Origin of the sequence: Acidisoma silvae, from assembly GCF_020618775.1 — a bacterium.
GTDB lineage: Bacteria > Pseudomonadota > Alphaproteobacteria > Acetobacterales > Acetobacteraceae > Acidisoma > Acidisoma silvae.
In genome coordinates this window covers 61,560-80,668 of record NZ_JAESVB010000002.1, presented here as the reverse complement: position 1 = coordinate 80,668, position 19,109 = coordinate 61,560, and the positions used below count along the sequence as shown (strand labels likewise).

Annotated in this window: 17 protein-coding genes; 11 read left to right on the top strand and 6 right to left on the bottom strand. The window is 63.9% G+C overall.

All coding sequences use genetic code 11. The annotated features are described in order from the left end of the window. The first annotated feature begins 12 nt into the window (after window positions 1-12). From ASILVAE211_RS04985 to ASILVAE211_RS04955, 7 genes are all read left to right on the top strand, one after another. Window positions 13-1,470, top strand: coding sequence for a 6-hydroxynicotinate reductase (locus ASILVAE211_RS04985; RefSeq protein ID WP_227320203.1), 1,458 nt, complete (start codon window positions 13-15; stop codon window positions 1,468-1,470). Next, window positions 1,470-2,348, top strand: coding sequence for a UPF0280 family protein (locus tag ASILVAE211_RS04980; protein ID WP_227320202.1), 879 nt, complete (start codon window positions 1,470-1,472; stop codon window positions 2,346-2,348). The genes ASILVAE211_RS04985 and ASILVAE211_RS04980 overlap by 1 nt, the downstream gene beginning before the upstream one ends. Beyond that, window positions 2,341-2,925, top strand: coding sequence for an amino acid synthesis family protein (locus tag ASILVAE211_RS04975; RefSeq protein WP_227320201.1), 585 nt, complete (start codon window positions 2,341-2,343; stop codon window positions 2,923-2,925). The genes ASILVAE211_RS04980 and ASILVAE211_RS04975 overlap by 8 nt, the downstream gene beginning before the upstream one ends. Then, window positions 2,922-3,506, top strand: a complete 585-nt coding sequence (locus tag ASILVAE211_RS04970; RefSeq protein WP_227320200.1) for an amino acid synthesis family protein — start codon at window positions 2,922-2,924, stop codon at window positions 3,504-3,506. The genes ASILVAE211_RS04975 and ASILVAE211_RS04970 overlap by 4 nt, the downstream gene beginning before the upstream one ends. Window position 3,507: 1 nt before the next feature. Next, the gene (locus ASILVAE211_RS04965) at window positions 3,508-3,939 is read left to right on the top strand and encodes a MarR family winged helix-turn-helix transcriptional regulator (protein ID WP_227320199.1); all 432 of its coding nucleotides are present in this window, start codon (window positions 3,508-3,510) and stop codon (window positions 3,937-3,939) included. 137 nt (window positions 3,940-4,076) lie between these two features. Beyond that, window positions 4,077-5,531 (top strand): phospholipase D-like domain-containing protein, encoded by a 1,455-nt coding sequence (locus tag ASILVAE211_RS04960; protein WP_227320198.1) that lies wholly within the window; start codon window positions 4,077-4,079, stop codon window positions 5,529-5,531. A 160-nt stretch (window positions 5,532-5,691) separates the two neighbouring features. Then, a complete protein-coding gene (locus ASILVAE211_RS04955) occupies window positions 5,692-6,699 on the top strand; it encodes an IS30 family transposase (RefSeq protein ID WP_227320197.1) in 1,008 nt (335 codons plus the stop codon). A 29-nt stretch (window positions 6,700-6,728) separates the two neighbouring features. Here ASILVAE211_RS04955 and ASILVAE211_RS04950 read toward each other — a convergent pair whose 3' ends face one another. Then, window positions 6,729-7,898 carry a fumarylacetoacetate hydrolase family protein gene (locus tag ASILVAE211_RS04950; RefSeq protein ID WP_227320196.1) on the bottom strand — a complete coding sequence of 390 codons (1,170 nt, stop codon included), beginning with the start codon at window positions 7,896-7,898 and terminating at the stop codon, window positions 6,729-6,731. Window positions 7,899-8,223: 325 nt separating this feature from the next. Here ASILVAE211_RS04950 and ASILVAE211_RS04945 point away from each other — a divergent pair, with 325 nt between their 5' ends. Genes ASILVAE211_RS04945 through ASILVAE211_RS04930 form a run of 4 tightly spaced genes read left to right on the top strand, consistent with a single transcriptional unit; the run spans window position 8,224 to window position 12,818 of the window. Then, window positions 8,224-9,246 carry a substrate-binding domain-containing protein gene (locus ASILVAE211_RS04945; RefSeq protein ID WP_227320195.1) on the top strand — a complete coding sequence of 341 codons (1,023 nt, stop codon included), beginning with the start codon at window positions 8,224-8,226 and terminating at the stop codon, window positions 9,244-9,246. A gap of 59 nt (window positions 9,247-9,305) precedes the next feature. Further along, window positions 9,306-10,790, top strand: coding sequence for a sugar ABC transporter ATP-binding protein (locus ASILVAE211_RS04940; RefSeq protein WP_227320194.1), 1,485 nt, complete (start codon window positions 9,306-9,308; stop codon window positions 10,788-10,790). Continuing rightward, complete coding sequence (locus tag ASILVAE211_RS04935; protein ID WP_227320193.1) at window positions 10,783-11,781, top strand: ABC transporter permease; 999 nt, start codon at window positions 10,783-10,785, stop codon at window positions 11,779-11,781. The genes ASILVAE211_RS04940 and ASILVAE211_RS04935 overlap by 8 nt, the downstream gene beginning before the upstream one ends. Beyond that, window positions 11,778-12,818 (top strand): ABC transporter permease, encoded by a 1,041-nt coding sequence (locus ASILVAE211_RS04930; protein WP_227320192.1) that lies wholly within the window; start codon window positions 11,778-11,780, stop codon window positions 12,816-12,818. Before ASILVAE211_RS04935 ends, ASILVAE211_RS04930 begins: the two co-directional genes overlap by 4 nt. 139 nt (window positions 12,819-12,957) lie before the next feature. Here ASILVAE211_RS04930 and glgA read toward each other — a convergent pair whose 3' ends face one another. The 5 genes from glgA to ASILVAE211_RS04905 form a co-directional block, all read right to left on the bottom strand. After that, window positions 12,958-14,409, bottom strand: a complete 1,452-nt coding sequence (gene glgA, locus ASILVAE211_RS04925) for a glycogen synthase GlgA (protein WP_227320191.1) — start codon at window positions 14,407-14,409, stop codon at window positions 12,958-12,960. Further along, window positions 14,406-15,674, bottom strand: coding sequence for a glucose-1-phosphate adenylyltransferase (glgC, locus tag ASILVAE211_RS04920; protein ID WP_227320190.1), 1,269 nt, complete (start codon window positions 15,672-15,674; stop codon window positions 14,406-14,408). Before glgC ends, glgA begins: the two co-directional genes overlap by 4 nt. Before the next feature lie 92 nt (window positions 15,675-15,766). Continuing rightward, window positions 15,767-16,360 carry a lipocalin family protein gene (locus tag ASILVAE211_RS04915; protein WP_227320189.1) on the bottom strand — a complete coding sequence of 198 codons (594 nt, stop codon included), beginning with the start codon at window positions 16,358-16,360 and terminating at the stop codon, window positions 15,767-15,769. Further along, entirely contained in the window at window positions 16,360-17,391 is a 1,032-nt protein-coding gene (locus ASILVAE211_RS04910; protein WP_227320188.1) for a sugar-binding transcriptional regulator, read from the bottom strand. Before ASILVAE211_RS04910 ends, ASILVAE211_RS04915 begins: the two co-directional genes overlap by 1 nt. Before the next feature lie 166 nt (window positions 17,392-17,557). After that, window positions 17,558-19,039, bottom strand: coding sequence for an NAD(P)-binding domain-containing protein (locus ASILVAE211_RS04905; RefSeq protein ID WP_227320747.1), 1,482 nt, complete (start codon window positions 19,037-19,039; stop codon window positions 17,558-17,560). Window positions 19,040-19,109 lie beyond the last annotated feature (70 nt).

Below are 19,109 nucleotides of genomic sequence, written 5' to 3'. Positions count from 1 at the left end.
GGAGCAAGAAAAATGACAGATCCTGCCGCCACCATTCGCTGCGACGCCTGCCCCGTCATGTGCAATATCCGCCCGGGTCTTGCCGGCGCCTGTGACCGCTACGCCAATGCGGATGGGCTTCTGGTGCGCGTCGATCCGCTGGTGCTGCTGGAAATGGCGGCGGCCCAAGGCAGGCCCATGGTCACGCATCAATCGGCCGAGGATTGGGACGGCCGTCTGGTGCGCGGGGCGGATACCTTCGTCACCGCCATCGGCGCCGGCACAACCTATCCCGATTACAAGCCCGCGCCCTTCATCGTCTCCACGCCTGTCGATGGCGTCGATATGGTGACGGTGGTAACGGAAGGCGTGTTCAGCTATTGCGGCGTCAAGATCAAAGTCGATACCGACCGGCATCTGGGCAATGAGCGGGCCATCGTCCGCGCTAAGGGTGAGCCTGTCGGCCATGTCACGACCGGCGAATACGGGTCGCAGATGCTGTCGCTGGGCGGTGTCGGCCATCTGACGGGCGGCGGCAAGAAGGAAGGCCGCATCACCTGCGATACGCTGCTGGCGTTGTCCAATAAGCAGGCCGTGGAACTCACCATTGATGATGGCGCCACCGTCATCGTGCAGGCCGGCAAGGCACCGATCGTCAATGACGTGATGGAGACGCGCATGCGCGTCGGCTGCGGCTCTGCCACCATCGGTATTTTCGCGCCGCAATGGCTGGGTAAGGTGGATGAGGTCGTCGTGGTTGACGATCATATCACCGGTGTCTTGTCCGAGCATCAGGGCGGCAAGCTTTTGGGTGTTGCGCCCACCGGCATTCGCATGCGCGGCCGCCGCTCCACCCCTGGCCGCTATTTCCAGGTGGCGCATCCCGGCACAGGCTGGGGCGGGACGGATATTTCCGATCCGCTCTCCATTCTCGATCCTTTCGATGCCAAGCATGCGCGGCCGGGCATTCGCATGCTGATGGTCAGCACAACGGGTGAGCATTACGGCTATTACGTGCTGGACGATGACCTGCGGCCGGTGCAGCATGACATGCCGCCTGACTTGCAGGAGTCTGTCGAGCGTATCGCCGAGAATTGCGAACCCGCTTTGTGCAGCGTGCTGTTCATCGGCGGTGCCGGCGGGTCTCTGCGCGCCGGTGTGACGGACAATCCCGTGCGCCTTACGCAATCGGTCGGGCGCAGCATAACCCGGCTCACCTGCGGCGGCGCGCCGGTCTATCTCTGGCCCGGCGGCGGCATCACTTTCATGGTCGATGTGCTGAAGCTGCCGGACAATGCCTTCGGCTATGTGCCGACACCCGCCTTGGTCGCGCCCATCGAATTCACCATGCCGCTGGCCGATTACCAGGCCATGGGCGGCTATATGGATCACGTGAAGCGGGCGACTGAGCTTGATGCGGCAACACCGCATGTGCTCGTGGAGCAATTGCCGGACAATCCCTGGCCTTTGCTGCCGATGACGAAGCATTGATGATCGCTGGGCGCGCGGTCGCCCGTCTCTTGCCGCCGACGGCGGCCGATGGCCTGCCGCGCCTGCATCTGCAGGACGGGCCGATCGACCTCGTCATCATGGCCGAAGGCAGTGCCACCGCCGTGGAACAGGCCTATCGGGCGGCAGAGGCGCGGTTCGCGACGGTGCTGGATGAGCTCTGCGCCGAATTGCCTTTGCTGCGGCAGGGCGTGACGGCCGAGACGCCCTGGCCAGACGGCGCCGTCGCGACGCTGATGCGCGCGGCGGTGCGGCCGCTGGCCAGCTGGGGCTTCATCACGCCCATGGTGGCCGTCGCCGGGGCAGTGGCTGAGACGATGCTGGCGGCCATGCTGGAAGCAGCCGCGCTTGACCGTGCGGCCGTCAATAACGGTGGCGATATCGCGATCCACCTTGGCTCCGGTCAGTCCATCGCCATCGGCATGGTGGCGAAGCCGGAACTGGGCGGCATCGACCTTTTCGGCCGTTTCACGCTGACGAGTGATAACCCTGCGCGCGGCTTGGCCACCAGCGGCTGGCGCGGCCGCAGCTTTTCGCGCGGCATCGCGGATGCCGTGACAGTGCTGGCGAAGACGGCAGCACAGGCCGATGCGGCGGCGACCGTCATCGCCAATGCCGTCGATCTGCCGGACCACCCGGCCGTGCAGCGTGTGGCAGCGAACAGAATTCAGCCTGACAGTGACCTTGGCGATTTCCTTGTCACTCGCGATGTCGGCGCGCTGGCACCCGCTGAAAAAGCCCGCGCGCTGTCGCAGGGCCTGGCGTTGGCGGATAGGTTGGTTGTGGAAGGCCTCATCGAAAGGGCCGCGCTACATTTGCAGGGTGAAACCTGCGTCACGGGGGAGAGACACCATGGCTGATATCGAACTGCGCAAGCGCCTGCTGACGGTCGAGGAGATTTTTCACGAAGGCGGCCCGGTGGCGTCAGTGCCTTTGCGCCGGGCGGCGGCCATCAGCGTCATCGCCAATCCCTTTGCGGGCCGCTATGTCGAAGAGATATCCTATTTCATGAAAGTGCTGGAACCGCTGGGCGTGGATATGGCGGAACGCTTGGTCACAGCGCTGGGCGGTGACCCGTCCGTCGTGCAGGGCTACGGCAAGGGTGCCATCGTCGGTGCGGCCGGTGAGCTGGAACATGGCGCGCTGTGGCATGTGCCGGGCGGCTATGCCATGCGGGCCGTGCTGGGCGACGCGAAGGCCATCGTGCCTTCCGCCAAGAAGGTCGGCGGTCCCGGCACGCGGCTGGATATTCCTGTCACCCATATCAACGCGGCCTATGTCCGCAGCCATTTCGACGCCATGGAAGTGGGCGTGCCGGATGGCCCTCGGGCGGATGAACTTGCGCTGGTTCTTGTCATGACAACGGGGGCGCGCATCCATGCGCGCGTCGGCGGCCTGGCGGCCGATGCCATCAAGGGCGAGGACGGTCTGCGATGACCGCCGCCATCCGCAAGCTCGTCACCATGACCGACGAGGTGCTGGTGGAAATGGGCGAGACGGTCAATCCGCCGACCCGCCGCGCGGCGGCCATCGCCGTCATCGCCAACCCCTTCGCCGGCAGCTTCACGGCCGATCTGTCTCCGCTGATCGACATCGGTGCCGAATTAGGCGCGCTGCTGACGGCGCGTGCCGTCGCGGCCCTCGGCATCGCGCCGGATGCGGCGGAAAGCTACGGCAAGGCGGCCGTGGTGGGGGAGGCGGGTGAGATCGAACACGCGGCTGCCATCCTGCACCCCAAACTGGGTGCGCCGATGCGCGGCGTGCTGGGCGGCGGCACCGCGCTGGTACCCTCCGCCAAGAAACGCGGCACGATGGGCACGGCGATCGACGTGCCGCTCGGCCATCGCAACGCGGCCTATGTGCGCAGCCATTTCGACGCCATGGAGGTCAGCATCGCCGACGCGCCGCGGGCCAATGAAATTCTGGTCGCGGTGGTGGTGACGGATAGTGGCCGGCCGCTGGCGCGCGTCGGTGGTCTTGCCGCCGCCGATATCATCGGCCAGGACGGGTTGCGGTAATATGCCGATGGAAACGGTCGAGAAAGCCTATGTCCTGGACAAGCAGATCGGCTTTGTGCTGCGGCGGGTGACGCAGCGCCATACCAATATCTTCGCGCAGATGATCGGCGACGGGCTGACGCCGATGCAATGGGCGGTGCTGGCAAAGCTGCATGAAATCGGCCAGACTTCGCAATCCGCCCTCGGCCGTGCGGTCTGCATGGATGCCGCGACCGTCAAAGGCACGGTGGACAGGCTGGAGGCGCGGGCCCTGGTCGCGCGCCTGCCGGATGCCGATGATCGGCGCAAGCTGTTGGTTGACCTGACACCGGAAGGCCGCGCGATGACGGAGCGAAATCTCGCCGCCGCCGCCGGCATCACGCAGGAAACCCTGGCCCCGCTGACGGAAGACGAGGGACGCCTGCTCTTCGCGCTGTTGCAGAAAATAATCTGACCATTCCAGGGCTGGCCGATGATGCCGAGCCGGGCCAGCCGGGCCCGAATTGGGTAGCCCGCCTTGGATGACGTGCCTCACCGCCTGATTTATGGTCCGGTCATTAACAGCGACGGGTGCCTGTAGTGAGCGATGGAATGGCCGGACAAGGCATATTCGATGAAGGGCGGAATTGCTGGCAGGTTGCGCGGGCCGATACGCTATCCGTGATCATCGATGCGGAAGCGTATTTCGCGATACTCCGCAAGGCGCTTCTGGCTGCGACAAAGCGCGTCATGCTGGTGGGCTGGGATTTCGACGCGCGGATCGGCTTCCACACGGATGACCGGGTCGCGGGCGAGCCGGATAGGATCGGCGAGTTTCTGCTTTGGCTGGTCGAGCGCAGCCCGGACCTGGAAGTCTATCTTCTGCGCTGGGATACCGGTGCGCTCAAAAGCCTGTTTCAGCCGACGACCGCCATTACGGCGGTCAAATGGGCCGTTCATCCCCGTATTCATGTCAAGCTGGACGGTCATCATCCCACCGCATCGTCCCATCATCAGAAGATGGTCTCCATCGACGATTGCCTCGCTTTCTGCGGCGGTATCGACATGACGGCTGACCGCTGGGACACCCGCGCGCATATCCACCAGGACCCCCGGCGCGTGCAGCCCGGTGGCAAGCCCTATAAGCCCTGGCACGATGCCAGCACGGCTTTGTCCGGTCCGGTCGCGGCCGTCATCTCCCAGGAATGCCGGGACCGTTGGGAGCGAGCGACGGCTGAAAAACTGCCTGCGATCGACAGCGCCGATCCACTTTGGCCGGAGGGTCTGGCGCCCCTGCTTCACGGCGTCGATGTCGCGGTGGCGCGGTCGCATCCTGAAATGAGCGACCAGACGCCCGTTCTGGAAATCGAGCAGCTGTTCATTGACCAGATCGCGGCGGCGCGACGGGTCATCTATCTTGAAAGCCAGTATTTCGCCTCACGGCGGATTGCCGAAGCCATCGGCCAGCGGCTTCAGGAGGCCGATGGGCCTGAGATCGTCGTCATCAACCCCGAGACCGCCGAAGGCTGGTTGCAGCCCCTTGCCATGGACAGCGCGCGTGCACGGCTTATCGCAGCGTTGCGCAAGCATGATGCGGGCGGGCGCCTGGCCGTTTATCATCCCTATACATCCGGCGGTGACCCCATCTATGTCCATGCCAAGATCACCATCATCGATGATCGGATGATCCGCATCGGCTCGGCCAATATCAATAACCGCTCGATGCGTCTGGATACCGAATGCGATGTCTGTATCGATGCGGAACGGAATCCGGATGCCGGGGTCGCGGCGGCGGCCGCCTCCATCAGAAACGGGCTTCTGGCCGAGCATCTCGGGATATCGCCCCAGGAATTCAGCGAAGTCTATGAGGCGCGCGGATCGCTGATCGCCGCGATCGAGCAGCTGCGCGGACCGGGCCGCTCACTTCGGCCCTACGAGATTCCGGATTTGGATGCCGTCGAGACCTGGCTTGCGGATAACGAGGTTCTGGACCCCGAAGGCCCGGCGGAATTGTTCGAGCCTTTGTCCAAGAACGGGCTGTTCCAATGGCTCAGCCCGCCGGGATGACCGCCGTCCTTCGAGCGTTTCCGTTTTGGATTGAAGCGCCTCGCCAACCGTCATGCCCGCGAATGCGGGCATCTTCTAAGCTTTGTCGCGGTGCCGAAGGGAGAGGATTCCCTGAGTTCTCACACGAAGTGCAACACCCTGCATTGGCGGAGGTGTTGGTATGGGACGGCACTACGATCAGCTTGGCGTCGAAGAGCGGTGTGAGATTGCCCGCTTACGCGCCTCGGGCGCGTCGATCCGGCAAGTTGCTGCAGCTTTGGATCGCGCGCCATCCAGCATCTGTCGCGAACTGAAGCGCAACACCGGTTCGGGGCTGAAAGCCCAGATCTACAAGCCCGGCCATGCTCAGGACCAGACCTCGGCCCGGCGCTGGTCGGGCAGCCGCTTGGAGCGTGATACGGCCCTGCGCGAGCAGGTGCTGGCGGCCCTCGCCAAAGGGTGGTCGCCCGAGCAGGTGTCAGGCCGGCTGAAACAAGAGCAAGGTCAGGCGGTCATCGGCCATGAGAGCATCTATCGCTTCATCTACGCCCAGTTGAAGCGCACCAACGACCGCGCCTGGCGCCATTACCTGCCCCAAGCCCGCGCCAAGCGCGGCCGTCGCGGGCGCCGCGGCGGATCACCGGCAAGCTTTATCCAACACCGCGTGGCACTGTCGCAGCGCCCCGCCGACGCCTTGCCCCGGCTCCAGCCCGGACACTGGGAAGCCGACTTCATGCTGTTCTCGACCTATGGTCAGTCGGTCCTCGTCCTGCATGAGCGAACCTCCCGCCTGACCGCCCTGGTCAAAACGAAAACCCGCAAAGCCTCGCCTACCGCCAAGACCCTTAAAGGCCTGCTCAGCCCGCTGCCGCCAAGCCTCAAGCAATCCCTGACCTTCGACAACGGCACTGAATTCGCCGAGCATTATCGCATCGGCCTCGATACCTACTTCTGCGATCCCCACGCCCCCTGGCAGAAGGGCGGCGTTGAGAACGCCATCGGTCGCATCCGCCGCTTCCTACCCAGAAAAACAGACCTCCTCGGCCTCACTCAGGAACAGATCTGCGCCATCGCACGCACCTATAACCATACACCCAGACAATGCCTGGACTTCCTAACCCCAGCTGAGGTCTTCTCCAGGGTGTTGCACTTCAAACGAGAATCCACATTCCCGCCTTCGCGGGAATGACGTCATTTCAGTGAAAACCTGAAAAGCCCCTAAGTCCCGCCGAGCAGGCCGCGCGCGCCCAGATTGCGCATCAGGGCGCCGATGCCGAAAGTCCAAGGGGCGGCCTCCTCGGCATAGGTGACGGTGTTGACCAGTCTCCCCAATTGCGGGGTCGCGATTGCCACCTGATCGCCGGTCTTATGGGTGAAACCCTGGCCCGGCGTGTCGCGATCCTGGATCGGCGCGAAGAGCGTGCCCAGAAACAGCATGAACCCGTCCGGATATTGGTGATGCGGCCCCGTCGCATGGGCCACCAATTCCTCCGGATCGCGGCTGATCTCGCTCATGGAACTCGCCCCGTCCAGCACATAGCCGTCTTCGGCACCGGTCACCCGTAGGGCAATCTCCCACTTCCGCACGTCATCGAGCGAGAAATGCTCGTCGAAGAGGCGGATGAAGGGGCCGATGGCGGAAGAGGCGTTATTGTCCTTCGCCTTGCCCAGCAGCAGCGCGCTGCGCCCTTCGATGTCGCGCAGATTGACGTCATTGCCCAAAGTCGCGCCCAGAATAAGGCCACGGCTGTTGACCGCCAGCACAGCTTCCGGCTCCGGGTTGTTCCAGCTCGATTTTTTGAGAATGCCGATCTGGGCGCCCAGCCCGACGGACGCCAGAACCGGGGCCTTGGTGAAGACCTCCGCATCCGGCCCGATGCCGACTTCCAGATATTGCGACCAGTAGCCGGCTTCCATCAGCATGGCTTTCGCCTGTGCGGCTGCTTCGGACCCGGGCTTGAGATCGCGCAATTGTCCGCCGATGGCATTGCCGATCTGGGCGCGAATGGTGGCGGCGGCCCGAAAATCCCCCCGCGCGCGCTCCTCGATCACGCGTTCCAGCATGGAGCGGGCGAAGGTGACGCCGCAGGCCTTCACGGCCTGAAGGTCGCAGGGCGCGAGCAGGTGGGGGGCGTCCTGCTGTCCGGACAGGCTATTCTCGATGACCTCGGCCAGCGCAAAGCTGCGGGCGGCGGGCACGTCGCGCACCGCGCTCAGCAGGTCGTCGCGTTCCAGCAGGGCTGAGACAGTGGGGCCGGCGGCCGTGATATCGGCCAAATGATCGCCGCGCAGATGCACGATGCAGGGGCCGCCCACAGCGGGATCGAAGACCCGGCCGATCAGGGTCGCCTGGTCGAGGTCCTGGGGCAGATAATCATGGGCCGTCATGCGTCGTCCTCTCCGGTTGGGGGCTTAAGCCACCCATCTTTCGGCGGAGCTTGGAAGCCTCGGGCGCCGCTGGCAAGCCTCTCCGCATGGGGCAGAGCTTGCGCAAACGCGCATCCGTCCGTCGTCCCATGCACAATAAATCAGGCAGAGGGTCCGTGAAGGCTCTGTCGCTTCAGAAATCTTTATGGTTTGCTGCCGAGCAGACGCAAGCAATGCGCGTGAACAGAGGGGACTAAGCCGGCCGCCGCACACGAGCGGCCAGAGAGACTAAAACGAGAGCGCCTAAAACAAGAGTGATCGCAAAGATCCAAAAAGGACGCCAAGAATGACAAAGATTATCAATCCCATCGTAAGTCGCCGCCAGATGGGCGGCTTGGTTCTGGGTGGCGTTGCCGCCGCCGCGCTGCCCCGCGCCAGTTTCGCCGACACCGAGAAGGTGATGGCGACGGTCGTCAAAATCCAGGGCGTGCCTTGGTTCAACTTCCTGCAGAAGGGGCTGATCGAAGGCGGCGAAAAGTTCCATCTCAATACCTCCATGGTCGGGCCGGTGACGGTCGACCCCGCGCAGCAGGTGCGCCTGGTGGAAGACCAGATCGCCAAAAAGGTCGATGTGCTCGGCCTCGTGCCGCTGGACGTGAAGGTGCTGGCACCGGTTCTGGCCCGCGCCCAGGCGGCCGGCATCATCGTCATCACGCAGGAAGGCCCCAATCAGGACGGCCGCACCTGGGACGTGGAACTGCTCGATTCGGTGGTCTTCGGAGAGATGCAGATGAAGGCGCTGGCGAAGGACATGGGAGAGACGGGCGAATACGTCATCTATGTCGGCACGCTGACAACACCGCTGCATAATAAATGGGCCGATGCGGCAATCGCCTACCAGCAAAAGAACTATCCGAACATGAAGCTCGCGACGTCGCGCTTCCCCGGCGCGGACGAAATCGATACCTCAGAACAAGTCACGCGCGAAGTGTTGCAGGGCTATCCGAATGTGCGCGGCATTCTGGGCTTCGGCTCCAACGGCCCGATCGGCTCCGGCAATGTCGTCAAGCAGCGGCATTTGCAGAAGAAGATTTCGATCGTCGGCACGATCATCCCCAGCCAGGGCAAGCCGTTGATCGATGCCGGCGTCATCCGCCAGGGCTTCCTGTGGAGCCCCAAGGATGCCGGCTACGCCATGGTGGCCGTCGCAAGCCTCCAGTTGCAGGGAACCAAGTTCGAAACCGGCATGGATATTCCCGGCATGGGCAAGGCGACGGTCGATGCCGCCAATAAGCTCATCAGCGTCGATCGGATTTTGTCTTTCGACAAAAGCAATATCGACGCGACGATCGCCGCCACCGGTCTCTGAGACAAGGCGAAGGGCTGGGCGGGCGCCCAGCCCTTTGTCTGCACAATAAGGGGCCGCCAATGCCCGACTTCATTAGCCTGACTGGAATTTCCAAGCATTTTGGCGGCGTCACGGCGCTTGCCGATGTCGATATGACGATCGGCGCGGGTGAGGTGCATTGCCTGGCCGGTGAGAACGGCTCCGGCAAATCGACCCTGATCAAGATCATCTCCGGCGTGCAGCCGCCGGATGCGGGCGGGGAGATCGTGATCGACGGCCGCCTCTATACGCATCTGACACCTGCGGAAAGCACGCGCATCGGCATTCAGGTCATCTATCAGGATCTGTCGCTGTTCCCGGATCTGACGGTCGCCGAAAATATCGCCTTCGCGCAGCATCTGCGGGGCTTTCGCGGGGCGGGGCAGCGGCGCTTGCGGTCGCGCGCCGAAGCCGTGGTCGCGCGGCTTGGCGTGGCGCTGGACCTGGATGCGCTGGTCGGCGAACTCTCCATCGCGCAGCGCCAGCTTGTTGCCATCTGCCGCGCGTTGGCGGCGGAAGCGCGGCTGGTCATCATGGATGAGCCGACCGCCTCGCTGACCCGCACCGAAGTCGATACGCTGCTGGACATCACGCGGGAATTGAAGCGGCGGGGCATCGCCGTCGTCTTCGTCAGCCATCGGCTGGATGAGGTGATGGAGATTGCCGAGCGCGTCACGGTTTTGCGCGACGGCCGCAAGCTCGGCACCTGGGACGCGCAGGACATGACGCCCCGCCGGCTGGGCTCGCTGATGACCGGTCATGAATTCGACTACAAGGTTGTCGTGCCGGACCTGTCGCAGGCGCCTGTCGTGCTGTCCGTCAAGGCGCTGTCGCGGCGGGGGGATTTCCAGGATGTCAGCCTCGATATCCGCCAGGGGGAAATCCTCGGCGTCATCGGCCTGCTCGGCTCAGGGCGGACGGAACTGGCTTTGTCGCTGTTCGGCATGCGGCCTGCCGATCAGGGCGAAATCCGCATGGACGGCGCGCCGGTTCATCTCACCTCCAATCGTGCTGCCATCGACCATGGCATTGCCTATGTCTCGGAAGACAGGCTGTCGCTGGGCCTGGTTCTGGAACAGCCGATCGCATCCAATATCGTGCTGTCGACTCTCGATAAGCTGAAGGGCGCCGGCGGCCTTTTGAGCGCCGATCGCAGGCGCCAGGCCGTGCGCCAGGGGATCGAGCAACTGGGCATCAAGGTCTCGGACCCGGAAAATCCGGTGCGCACCCTTTCGGGCGGCAATCAGCAGCGCGTCGTCATCGCCAAGTGGCTGGCGACACAGCCGCGCGTTCTCATTCTCGACAGCCCGACCGTCGGCGTCGATATTAATGCCAAGGACGGTATCTATGCCATCGTCAAGCGTCTGGCCGCCGAAGGCATGGCGGTGATGATGATCTCCGACGAAATCCCGGAAGTTCTCTATCACGCGCATCGCATCCTGGTGATGCAGGGCGGCCGCGTGAAAGGCGAGTTCCATCCGGCCGATATAACCGAAACCGCTCTGCGGGAGGCGATTGATGCCTGACTTCACCAAGCGCCTTCTGCATAGCCATGAAGGCAAGCTGCTGCTTGTCGTGGTCGTGCTCTTCGTCTTTCTGTCGCTGGCGACACGATCCTTCTTCAGCCTGCAGAATATGATCGACCTGCTGACCTCCTATTCTTTCTCGGGCATGCTGGCCGCCGGGCTATTGGTGGTGCTGATTTCGGGCGGCATCGACATCTCCTTCACCGCCTCGGCCTCGGTCGCGCAATATGTCGCCATGACCGTCGCCAATCATTTCAATGTCGGCTGGGTGGAGGTTATCCTGATCGTCGCCGCCGTCGGCATTGCCTGTGGCCTTATCAACGCCGTTCTCATCGGGACGCTGGGCCTGTCCAGCATCATCGTCACCATCGCGACGCTGAATGTCTTCTTCGGCCTGCTGATGTTCGTGACCCATGGGAATGAGATTTTCCAGCTGCCGGACTGGTTTACCAATGGTGCCAGCTGGGTTGTTTATACCGACAAGCAGGGCAATCCTTACATTTTCAATCTCCAGATGATCGGGCTGATCGGCGCTTTCGTGGTGACGGCGCTGCTGCTGACGCGCACCAATATCGGGCGGCAGATCTATGCGCTGGGCAGTAACAAGGATGCCGCGCAGCGCGTCGGCATCAAGGTCTTTCGCCTCAATCTTCTCGTCTACGGTTATATGGGCTTCGTTGCCGGCATGGCCTCGCTGATCCAGGCGCAGGATGCGCAGTCGGTCTCCCCCAATGCGCTGGTCGGGCGCGAGTTGGATGTGCTCGCGGCCGTCGTGCTGGGCGGCGCCAGCCTGATGGGCGGTGTCGGCACCGTGTTCGGCACCATCCTTGGCGTCATGCTGCTGGCCTTTCTGCAGAACGGCCTGCTTCTGCTCGGCGTGCAGTCCTACTGGTCCGAATGCTTCACCGGTGCCGTCATCCTGATCGCTGTCAGTGCGCTGGCATTGGAACGGCAGCGCCAGCGCGCCGGCATACGACGGGTGATGGCATGAGCGAGGGTTCGGTGACGACCCGCCCGCCGCCGCCGGCACCGGTGGCCAGCGCCGCAGGCTGGAAGCCAAGTCCGGTCCTGTTCCGGCTGGTGGTCCTGTTCCTGGCCCTGGTGGCGCTGTTCGCGGTGCTGCTCGGCCATCGGCTGTTCAACGGCGCGGCCATCCGCTCCATGGCTTTTCAGCTGCCGGAGCTTGGCATCTTCGCGCTGGCCATGATGGTGCCGCTGCTGTCCGGCGGGCTGGACCTGTCGATCATCGCCACCGCCAATCTCTCCGCGCTCGCCGCTGCCTATGTCTTTACGCATTTCGGGCTGGGCGGATCGGGCGCCAGCATGGTGCTGTGGCATATTGCGGCCCTCGCGGCGGCCTTCGGCGTCGCGGGGCTGGTCGGCCTGCTCAACGGCACCGTCATCGCCTATCTGGGCGTCTCGCCCATTCTGGCCACGCTCGGCACCATGACCATGGTGAAGGGCATCGCGGTGGGGTTGACCCATGGCGGCGTCATCGCGGGCTTTCCGCCCTTCATGGTCTTCATCGGCAATGGCTTGGTTTTTGGCGTGCCGGTGGTGCTGATCGTTTTCGCGGTCATCGCCATTCCCATGGGCGTGCTGCTGACCCGCACGTCCTTCGGTCAGCGGGTGACGATGCTCGGCTCCAATCTTCAGGCCGTGCGCTACTCGGGCATCGACACGCGGCGCGTGCTGGTGCGCGTCTATCTGATTTCGGCGCTGCTTTCGGCGCTGGCTGGGCTGCTGATGATGGCGCGCTTCAACTCGGCCAATGCCGCCTATGGCGAGAGCTATCTGCTCATCACCATTCTGGCCGCCGTGCTGGGCGGCATCGACCCGGCAGGCGGTTTCGGCAAGGTGAGTGGCCTCGTCATGTCGCTGATCGTGCTGCAACTGGTCTCCACCGCCGCCAATCTGCTCAATATCAGCCAGTTCCTCAGCCTTGCTTTGTGGGGCGCGGTGCTGCTGGGGGTTGCCGGCGTCGGCCGCGTCTGGGCCTGGGCAAGGCATTTTCTGCCGAAGCGCTAAACGTCGTCGGGCTTGGTTGCCACCGTCTTCAACCGTCATGCCCGCGCAAGCGGGCATCTTCTGTGCCTCGTCGGCATGCCAAAGGGAGAGGATTCCCGCTTCCGCGGGAATGACGTCGTTTCAGTGAAAACCTGAAAACCTACACAACCAAACCGCGATAGAGGTCCGCGTAGCGGGCGGCGGAGCGGGTCCAGCCAACCTCGGCCGCCAGTGCATTGCGCTGCATCGCGTCCCAGGCCGGTCTGTCGCCCCAGACGGCGGCGACGCGGCGGAGCGCAAGGTCCAGGCTGCGACTATCCGCGTGCTCCATCTGAAAGCCCGTCGCGACACCGGCGCTGAGTGCCGCCTCATTCGCGTCGATCACGGTATCGGCCAGACCGCCGACGCGGGTGACGACAGGCAGGCAGCCGTAGCGCATGGCGCAAAGCTGAGTCAGGCCGCAGGGCTCGAAGCGGGACGGGATCAGCAGCGCATCCGCGCCGGCATAGATCAGATGCGCCAGCGCTTCGTCATAGCCGATGAACAGGCCCATTTCGCCGGGCCGCGCGGCTTGGGCATAGGCGCGTTCCAATTCGGGCGCGCCCGCGCCCAGGATGACGATGGCCGCGCCCAGGGCCCGCAGTGTGGGCAGGCTTTCGGGCAGCAGGTCCAGTCCCTTTTGCGCGGTCAACCGGCTGACCACGCCGAACAGCAGCCGGTCAGGCTCCAGGCCGAAACGCGCGCACAGGGCGGCCTTGTTGCTCGCGCGCTGGCTGAGCGTCGCCTGCGCGAAGCGCTGCGGCAAAGCGGCATCCGTCGCCGGATTCCAGACGTCGGTGTCGATGCCGTTCAGAATGCCGGACAGCGCCGTGCCGCGACTGCGCAGCAATCCGTCCAGCCCCATGCCGTCCTCGGGCGTGCAGATTTCCCGCGCATAGGTGGGGGAGACGGTGGTGATGTTATTGGCAAGGCGCAAGCCGGCTTTGAGAAAGCTGATGCGGCCGAAATATTCCACGCCATGGATCGAATAGGCCTGGGTAGGCAGGCGCAAGGCGCCCAGCAGGCCGGCATCGCACAGGCCCTGAAAGGCGAGGTTATGAACCGTCATCACGCTCGGCGGCCGCGTTGTGCCAGCATCCGCCGCGTCACCGCTGAAATGCAGATAGGCCGGCATCAGGCCGGCCTGCCAGTCATGCCCGTGCAGGATATCGGGCTGGTATCCCGGCATCAGTCCACGCCCGATGGCGGCCGCCGTATGGGCGAGGGCGGCGAAGCGCTGCGGATTGTCGGGCCAGTCGCGGCCGCTGCTGTCGAGATAAGGATTGCCCGGCCGGTCGAACAAATGCGCAGCCTCAATGACGATCAGCTTTGCCTGGCCGCATCGCCCGCGCCACAGGCGGGCTGTGCCGCCGAACAGATCGGCGATGTCATGCGCGGGTTCGGCGTCTTGCAAACCCTTCATCACCGCCGGATAGCCGGGCAGCAGCGTCGTCACGGTGACGCCTTCGGCGGCCAGGGCCGCCGGCAAGGCACCGGCCACATCCGCCAGTCCGCCGGTTTTGATCAGCGGAAAGAATTCGGATGTGACCGACAGAACCTCAAGATTTTTCATAGATTAAGCGCATCGATCATCGGTTGGGTGATAAGACAAATGCCGCCTTCGCTGCGGCGGAAACGCTGCGCGTCATGCTCGGGATCCTGTCCGACGATCAGGCCTTCCGGGATGATGACGCCGGCATCGACGATGACATTGGTCAGCTGCGCATAGCGGGAGATTTTGGCATAGGGAAGAATGACGCCGCCGTCGATGGTGGAGTAGGAATGCGCGTGCACCCCGGTGGAGAGAAGCGACCGCCGCACCCTTGCGCCGGAGACGATGCAACCGCCGGAGACGAGGGACGCCACGGCCTCGCCCCGCCGCTCGCCCACGTCATGCACGAATTTCGCCGGCGGCGTCAGCTGGGCGTAGGACCAGATCGGCCAGGTTTCGTCATACAGGTCCAGCGGCGGCACGACATCGGTCAGATCGACATTCGCCTGCCAATAGGCGTCCAGCGTGCCGACGTCGCGCCAGTAGGTTTCGGCATGATCGACCGAGCGGACGCAGGATTGCGTGAAGCGATGCGCGAAGGCGCGGCCCTGCTCGACAAGAAACGGAATGATGTCCTTGCCGAAATCGCGGCTGGAATTGGGGTCTTCCGCGTCTCGCTTCAACTGGTCGAACAGGAATTTGGTGCGAAAGACATAGATGCCCATGCTGGCGAAGCACATTTCGGAATTGCCCGGCATGGTCGGCGGGTCTTTGGGTTTTTCCAGAAACGAAATGATGCGGTCGTTGTCATCCACCGCGACAACGCCGAACGCCGTCGCTTCCGCCTTCGTCACTTCCAGGCAGGCAACGGTGACATCGGCGTTATTGTCCTCATGCTGTAGCAGCATGAGCTCGTAATCCATCTTGTAGATATGGTCGCCGGCCAGGATGACGATATGTTCGGGATGATAGTCCTGGATGATGTCGATATTCTGGAAGACGGCGTCCGCCGTGCCGGCATACCACTGGGTTTCGCTGACGCGCTGGCTGGCGGGCAGGATGTCGAAGCTTTCGTTGCGCTCGGGGCGCAGAAAGTTCCAGCCGCGCTGCATATGCCGGATCAGGCTATGGGCTTTATATTGCGTTGCAACAGCAATGCGGCGGATGCCGGAATTCAGAGCATTGGAGAGGGCAAAATCGATAATGCGGGATTTGCCGCCGAAATAGACGGCGGGCTTCGCGCGTCGGTCGGTCATCTCCATCAATCGGCTGCCGCGTCCACCCGCCAGGACATAGGCCATGGCGGTACGGGATAGAGGCGAAACGGCTTTGGATTTTTCGATCATTTTTATTCCTCCCTTATCATCAAGCTTAGCCAAGGCCGGGGAGGAACAGAAGGGGCGGCCGTCGCGGACGGCGCCCGCAAACGCCATGGTGATCAGGCGGAAGCGTGGACCGTCATATGCAGGCGCGACAGGTCATAGCCAAAAGACTGAACGCGCGACAAAAGCAGAGTTTGCGTCTCAGCCGAAGGGAAGGGGTCTCGCGTCAAAATCCATAGATAGCGGCGGGAGCCTTCGCCGACGATAGACCAGGCGTAGTCATCCGCATGGTCCAGAACCCAATAGTCGCCGAGAAAGACTGGTCCGAAGAAAGCGACTTTGAGCTTGGCATTGTTGCTGCCCGCCACGGGCCGCGCCTTCGCCTCGGCCCAGCGTAGCGGGCCAGCCGGGCCACCCTGATGCGAGATATTGACGACGCGGATCAGCCCGTCAGGCCTCAGCGAGTATTCCGCCGTGACGGCTTCCGCACCGCGCTCGAACCAGGCCGTGTAACGGGCGAATTCGTACCAACGCCCCAGATACTGCTCCAGATCGACGGCCTTGCGCGGGCGAGGTGGCGGCGGCCGGTTTTGCCGGCGCGGCCGGGCGGAGACGACGCCCAGGCCGGCGATCAGCAGGGCGAGCCCTGCCAAAGCCAGCTTGGAGACGCCACCGCGCCTCTGCCGATCCGGCTGGCGGCCCCCGGTCATCAGACCGGGTGGCAGCGCTGTGCCAGCAGCCGCGCCGTATCGCCGTCGATGATCAGGCCACGGATCAGGCCGCTGCGCAAAACCGCTTCCAGCGCGTCGATCTTGTCGATGCCGCCGCAGAGCAGCACGACGTCCCGGCCGCGCAGCGCCTCGATATTCACGGCAATGGTGCGGTTGTTGATGTCATGCTCCAGCGGCCGTCCGTCCAGCGCGAAGAGCTTGCCCATGGTGTCGCAGACGGCGCCGGCCGCCACGGCTTCCTGCAACTCCTCGGGCGACAGCATGTTCTGCCGGCGCAGCGATGACCGTTCCGACAGCGCGCCCAGGCTGACGATGTAGAGATCGGCATTCTCGGCCAATGCGATCGCTTCCACGACGCTGCGCTGGGAGGCCAGAACGTCCCGGTCGGCCTTGGAATCGGCGATGAAGGGCACCGGTATGAAATGGCCTTCGCCGCCCGTGCGCGCCGCCAGCGCCTGCACCACTTCGAAGGGGTTGGAGGCTGAATTGCGGGTCAGCGAGCCCATCAGCGAGACGAAGCGCGCTTCCGGGTTGCGGACGCCGGATAGATGCAGCGCCACCTGTTCCAGCGTGCGGCCCCAGCTGATGCCCACGGTAATCGGCCCCTGGGCCAGCTTGCCGCGCAGAAAATTGGCGCCGGCGCTGCCCACGGCCCGGCGGGCGATCAGCCCCTGGGCCTCCAGCAGAGCCGGATTGCCGGCGACATCCTCGAAGCCGATCAGCGGTGTCGCAAGGCAGAAATCCAGCCCATAGAACTGGGCGATTTCCTGCTCGGTCGCCAGTTCCTGCGCGCTTTCATGCTGAATGGTGATCGTCACCAGACCCCGTTCGCGCGCCTCGGCCAGAAGCCGGTTCACGCGGGTGCGGTGCAGGCCCAGCTTCGTCGCCGTCTCTTCCTGGTTCAGCCCGGCCATATAATAGAGCCAAGCCGTTCGGACGATCAGCGCATCGTCCGATTCATGCGCGATATTGATGGATAGCGGGGCTGCTTTCCTGGTGTCGCTCTTCATTCCACATTCTTTACTAATGGCTTAGTCATTCGCCGGAGAGTTGATCCCCCGGTCCTAGCTCTTGGACCCTGATGCCCGGCAGGCCGCTTCAGTCACTGGGCCTAGCTCTTGCGATATTGCCGCATCTAAGGTCAAGCCATCGAAGGCCGCGCACAATTGTGGCAGCTCAAAGCGTTTTGTTCAATCTGTCGTTCTGATGAGGGTTGGTCCGGTCATTGGGCAGAGGCATCGGCAACAGGGCTTCCCCAATCCCGCCGTCCGGCCAGGACAGGGCTGTTAGTTCCGGCTCCTGATAGTCGAGCAGGCTGCGATAGCTGGCTTCCGCGTCTTCCAGATAGAAATCCCGGCAGATGGCATTCACCAGCCGGCGGACGCCGAATTTCAGCCCGCTGATGGAGGCACCCGACAGGCCCATGCTGGGCATGGCGCCGAAGGTGAAGTTGTGAAGATTGGCCAAGGCCGGCGCCTGGCCGGTCAGCCGTTCGGTGAAGGCGAAGCTGCGGCTGAGATAGGGGTAGCTGGCCAGAACCGGGTCTTCCTCGCCCTCGGGTGGGGTGAAGTGATCGGCCCAGGTAGCGATGGCCGGGGCGAAATGGGCCAGTTCAGGACGGCGGGACGCGTCGATGATGAAGCCCGCGCCGATGATGACGAAGTCGAAGGCAAGCTCGCCCCCCGGCACCCGGATACGGATGTCCTCACCCTCCATCCGCGCGTCCAGCCAGGGCGTGCCGGGATGGGCCGAGAATTGCGGAAAGGCCGCGCAGCGCGCCACGGTATCGGGCGGCGGCGGCTGGTTCATGGTGAAGATATGCCGCATGAAGCGCCAGCGCAGCAGGTCCGGCAGTTCCGCGAATTGGCTGAGGAAGCCAGCCTGTTCCATCCAGCGATAGGGGTTCACGCGCGGCAGCAGCCGGCGGCGGACGCACAACTGCACACGGCTGGCGCCCGCTTCCAGTGCGGTCGCGGCATTGTCGAAGGCGGATGCGCCGGCCCCCAGCACGCCGACACGCTTGCCGGCAAGGGCGGCGAAGTCGATCGGCTCCGACGTATGACCGTAGCGTGCGCGCGGCAGGTTCTTTTCAATGAAATCCGGGATCAGCCAGGCGCCGCTGCCGGCAATGCCGGTCGCCAGCACGATCTTGCGGGCCAGCAGAACCTCGCCCTTGTCGGTCGTGGCGGCCAGCAAACTGCCTTGTTCCGTAATGCCGGTGATGCCGGTGTCGTTGCGCACCGGCAGGTGCAGGATATCGCGATACCAGTCCAGATAGGCCTGCCACACGTCGCGGGGGATTTTGCCTAAACCCTCCCAGCGGGCAAGGCCGAAGCTGGCTTCGTACCAGGCGCGCGGCGTCAGGCTGCCGATGCCGAGATCGGGACCGGAGACGTGCTTGGGCGTGCGCAGCGTCACCATGCGCGCGAAACTGGTCCAGACGCCTTCGCCGCCGCGCGGCGCCTGATCCACGATCAGGATATTGCCGATCTTTTCCCGCATCAGACCGAAGGCCGTCGCCAGTCCGCCTTGGCCCGCGCCGATGATCAGCACATCCAGCACCGCTTGGCCGTTCTGGCTTTGCGGCGCCAGCCAGGGCTTCGCGGGATAGTCCAGGCAGGCAAGATCGGCCCGGACCCGGGCTTCCAGTTCGGTCAAAGTCATCGGCGGTCTCCGGCGATCGCAACCTGCAATGACAGCGATGTTGCCTATGCTGCAATGCCGAAGG

Excerpts from the sequence above, each read along its gene's own strand:
- ASILVAE211_RS04985 (WP_227320203.1), top strand. The coding sequence starts at position 13 with ATGACAGATCCTGCCGCCACCATTCGCTGCGACGCCTGCCCCGTCATG.
- ASILVAE211_RS04980 (WP_227320202.1), top strand. The coding sequence starts at position 1,470 with ATGATCGCTGGGCGCGCGGTCGCCCGTCTCTTGCCGCCGACGGCGGCC.
- ASILVAE211_RS04975 (WP_227320201.1), top strand. The coding sequence starts at position 2,341 with ATGGCTGATATCGAACTGCGCAAGCGCCTGCTGACGGTCGAGGAGATT.
- ASILVAE211_RS04970 (WP_227320200.1), top strand. The coding sequence starts at position 2,922 with ATGACCGCCGCCATCCGCAAGCTCGTCACCATGACCGACGAGGTGCTG.
- ASILVAE211_RS04965 (WP_227320199.1), top strand. The coding sequence starts at position 3,508 with ATGCCGATGGAAACGGTCGAGAAAGCCTATGTCCTGGACAAGCAGATC.
- ASILVAE211_RS04960 (WP_227320198.1), top strand. The coding sequence starts at position 4,077 with ATGGCCGGACAAGGCATATTCGATGAAGGGCGGAATTGCTGGCAGGTT.
- ASILVAE211_RS04955 (WP_227320197.1), top strand. The coding sequence starts at position 5,692 with ATGGGACGGCACTACGATCAGCTTGGCGTCGAAGAGCGGTGTGAGATT.
- ASILVAE211_RS04950 (WP_227320196.1), bottom strand. The coding sequence starts at position 7,898 with ATGACGGCCCATGATTATCTGCCCCAGGACCTCGACCAGGCGACCCTG.
- ASILVAE211_RS04945 (WP_227320195.1), top strand. The coding sequence starts at position 8,224 with ATGACAAAGATTATCAATCCCATCGTAAGTCGCCGCCAGATGGGCGGC.
- ASILVAE211_RS04940 (WP_227320194.1), top strand. The coding sequence starts at position 9,306 with ATGCCCGACTTCATTAGCCTGACTGGAATTTCCAAGCATTTTGGCGGC.
- ASILVAE211_RS04935 (WP_227320193.1), top strand. The coding sequence starts at position 10,783 with ATGCCTGACTTCACCAAGCGCCTTCTGCATAGCCATGAAGGCAAGCTG.
- ASILVAE211_RS04930 (WP_227320192.1), top strand. The coding sequence starts at position 11,778 with ATGAGCGAGGGTTCGGTGACGACCCGCCCGCCGCCGCCGGCACCGGTG.
- glgA (WP_227320191.1), bottom strand. The coding sequence starts at position 14,409 with ATGAAAAATCTTGAGGTTCTGTCGGTCACATCCGAATTCTTTCCGCTG.
- glgC (WP_227320190.1), bottom strand. The coding sequence starts at position 15,674 with ATGATCGAAAAATCCAAAGCCGTTTCGCCTCTATCCCGTACCGCCATG.
- ASILVAE211_RS04915 (WP_227320189.1), bottom strand. The coding sequence starts at position 16,360 with ATGACCGGGGGCCGCCAGCCGGATCGGCAGAGGCGCGGTGGCGTCTCC.
- ASILVAE211_RS04910 (WP_227320188.1), bottom strand. The coding sequence starts at position 17,391 with ATGAAGAGCGACACCAGGAAAGCAGCCCCGCTATCCATCAATATCGCG.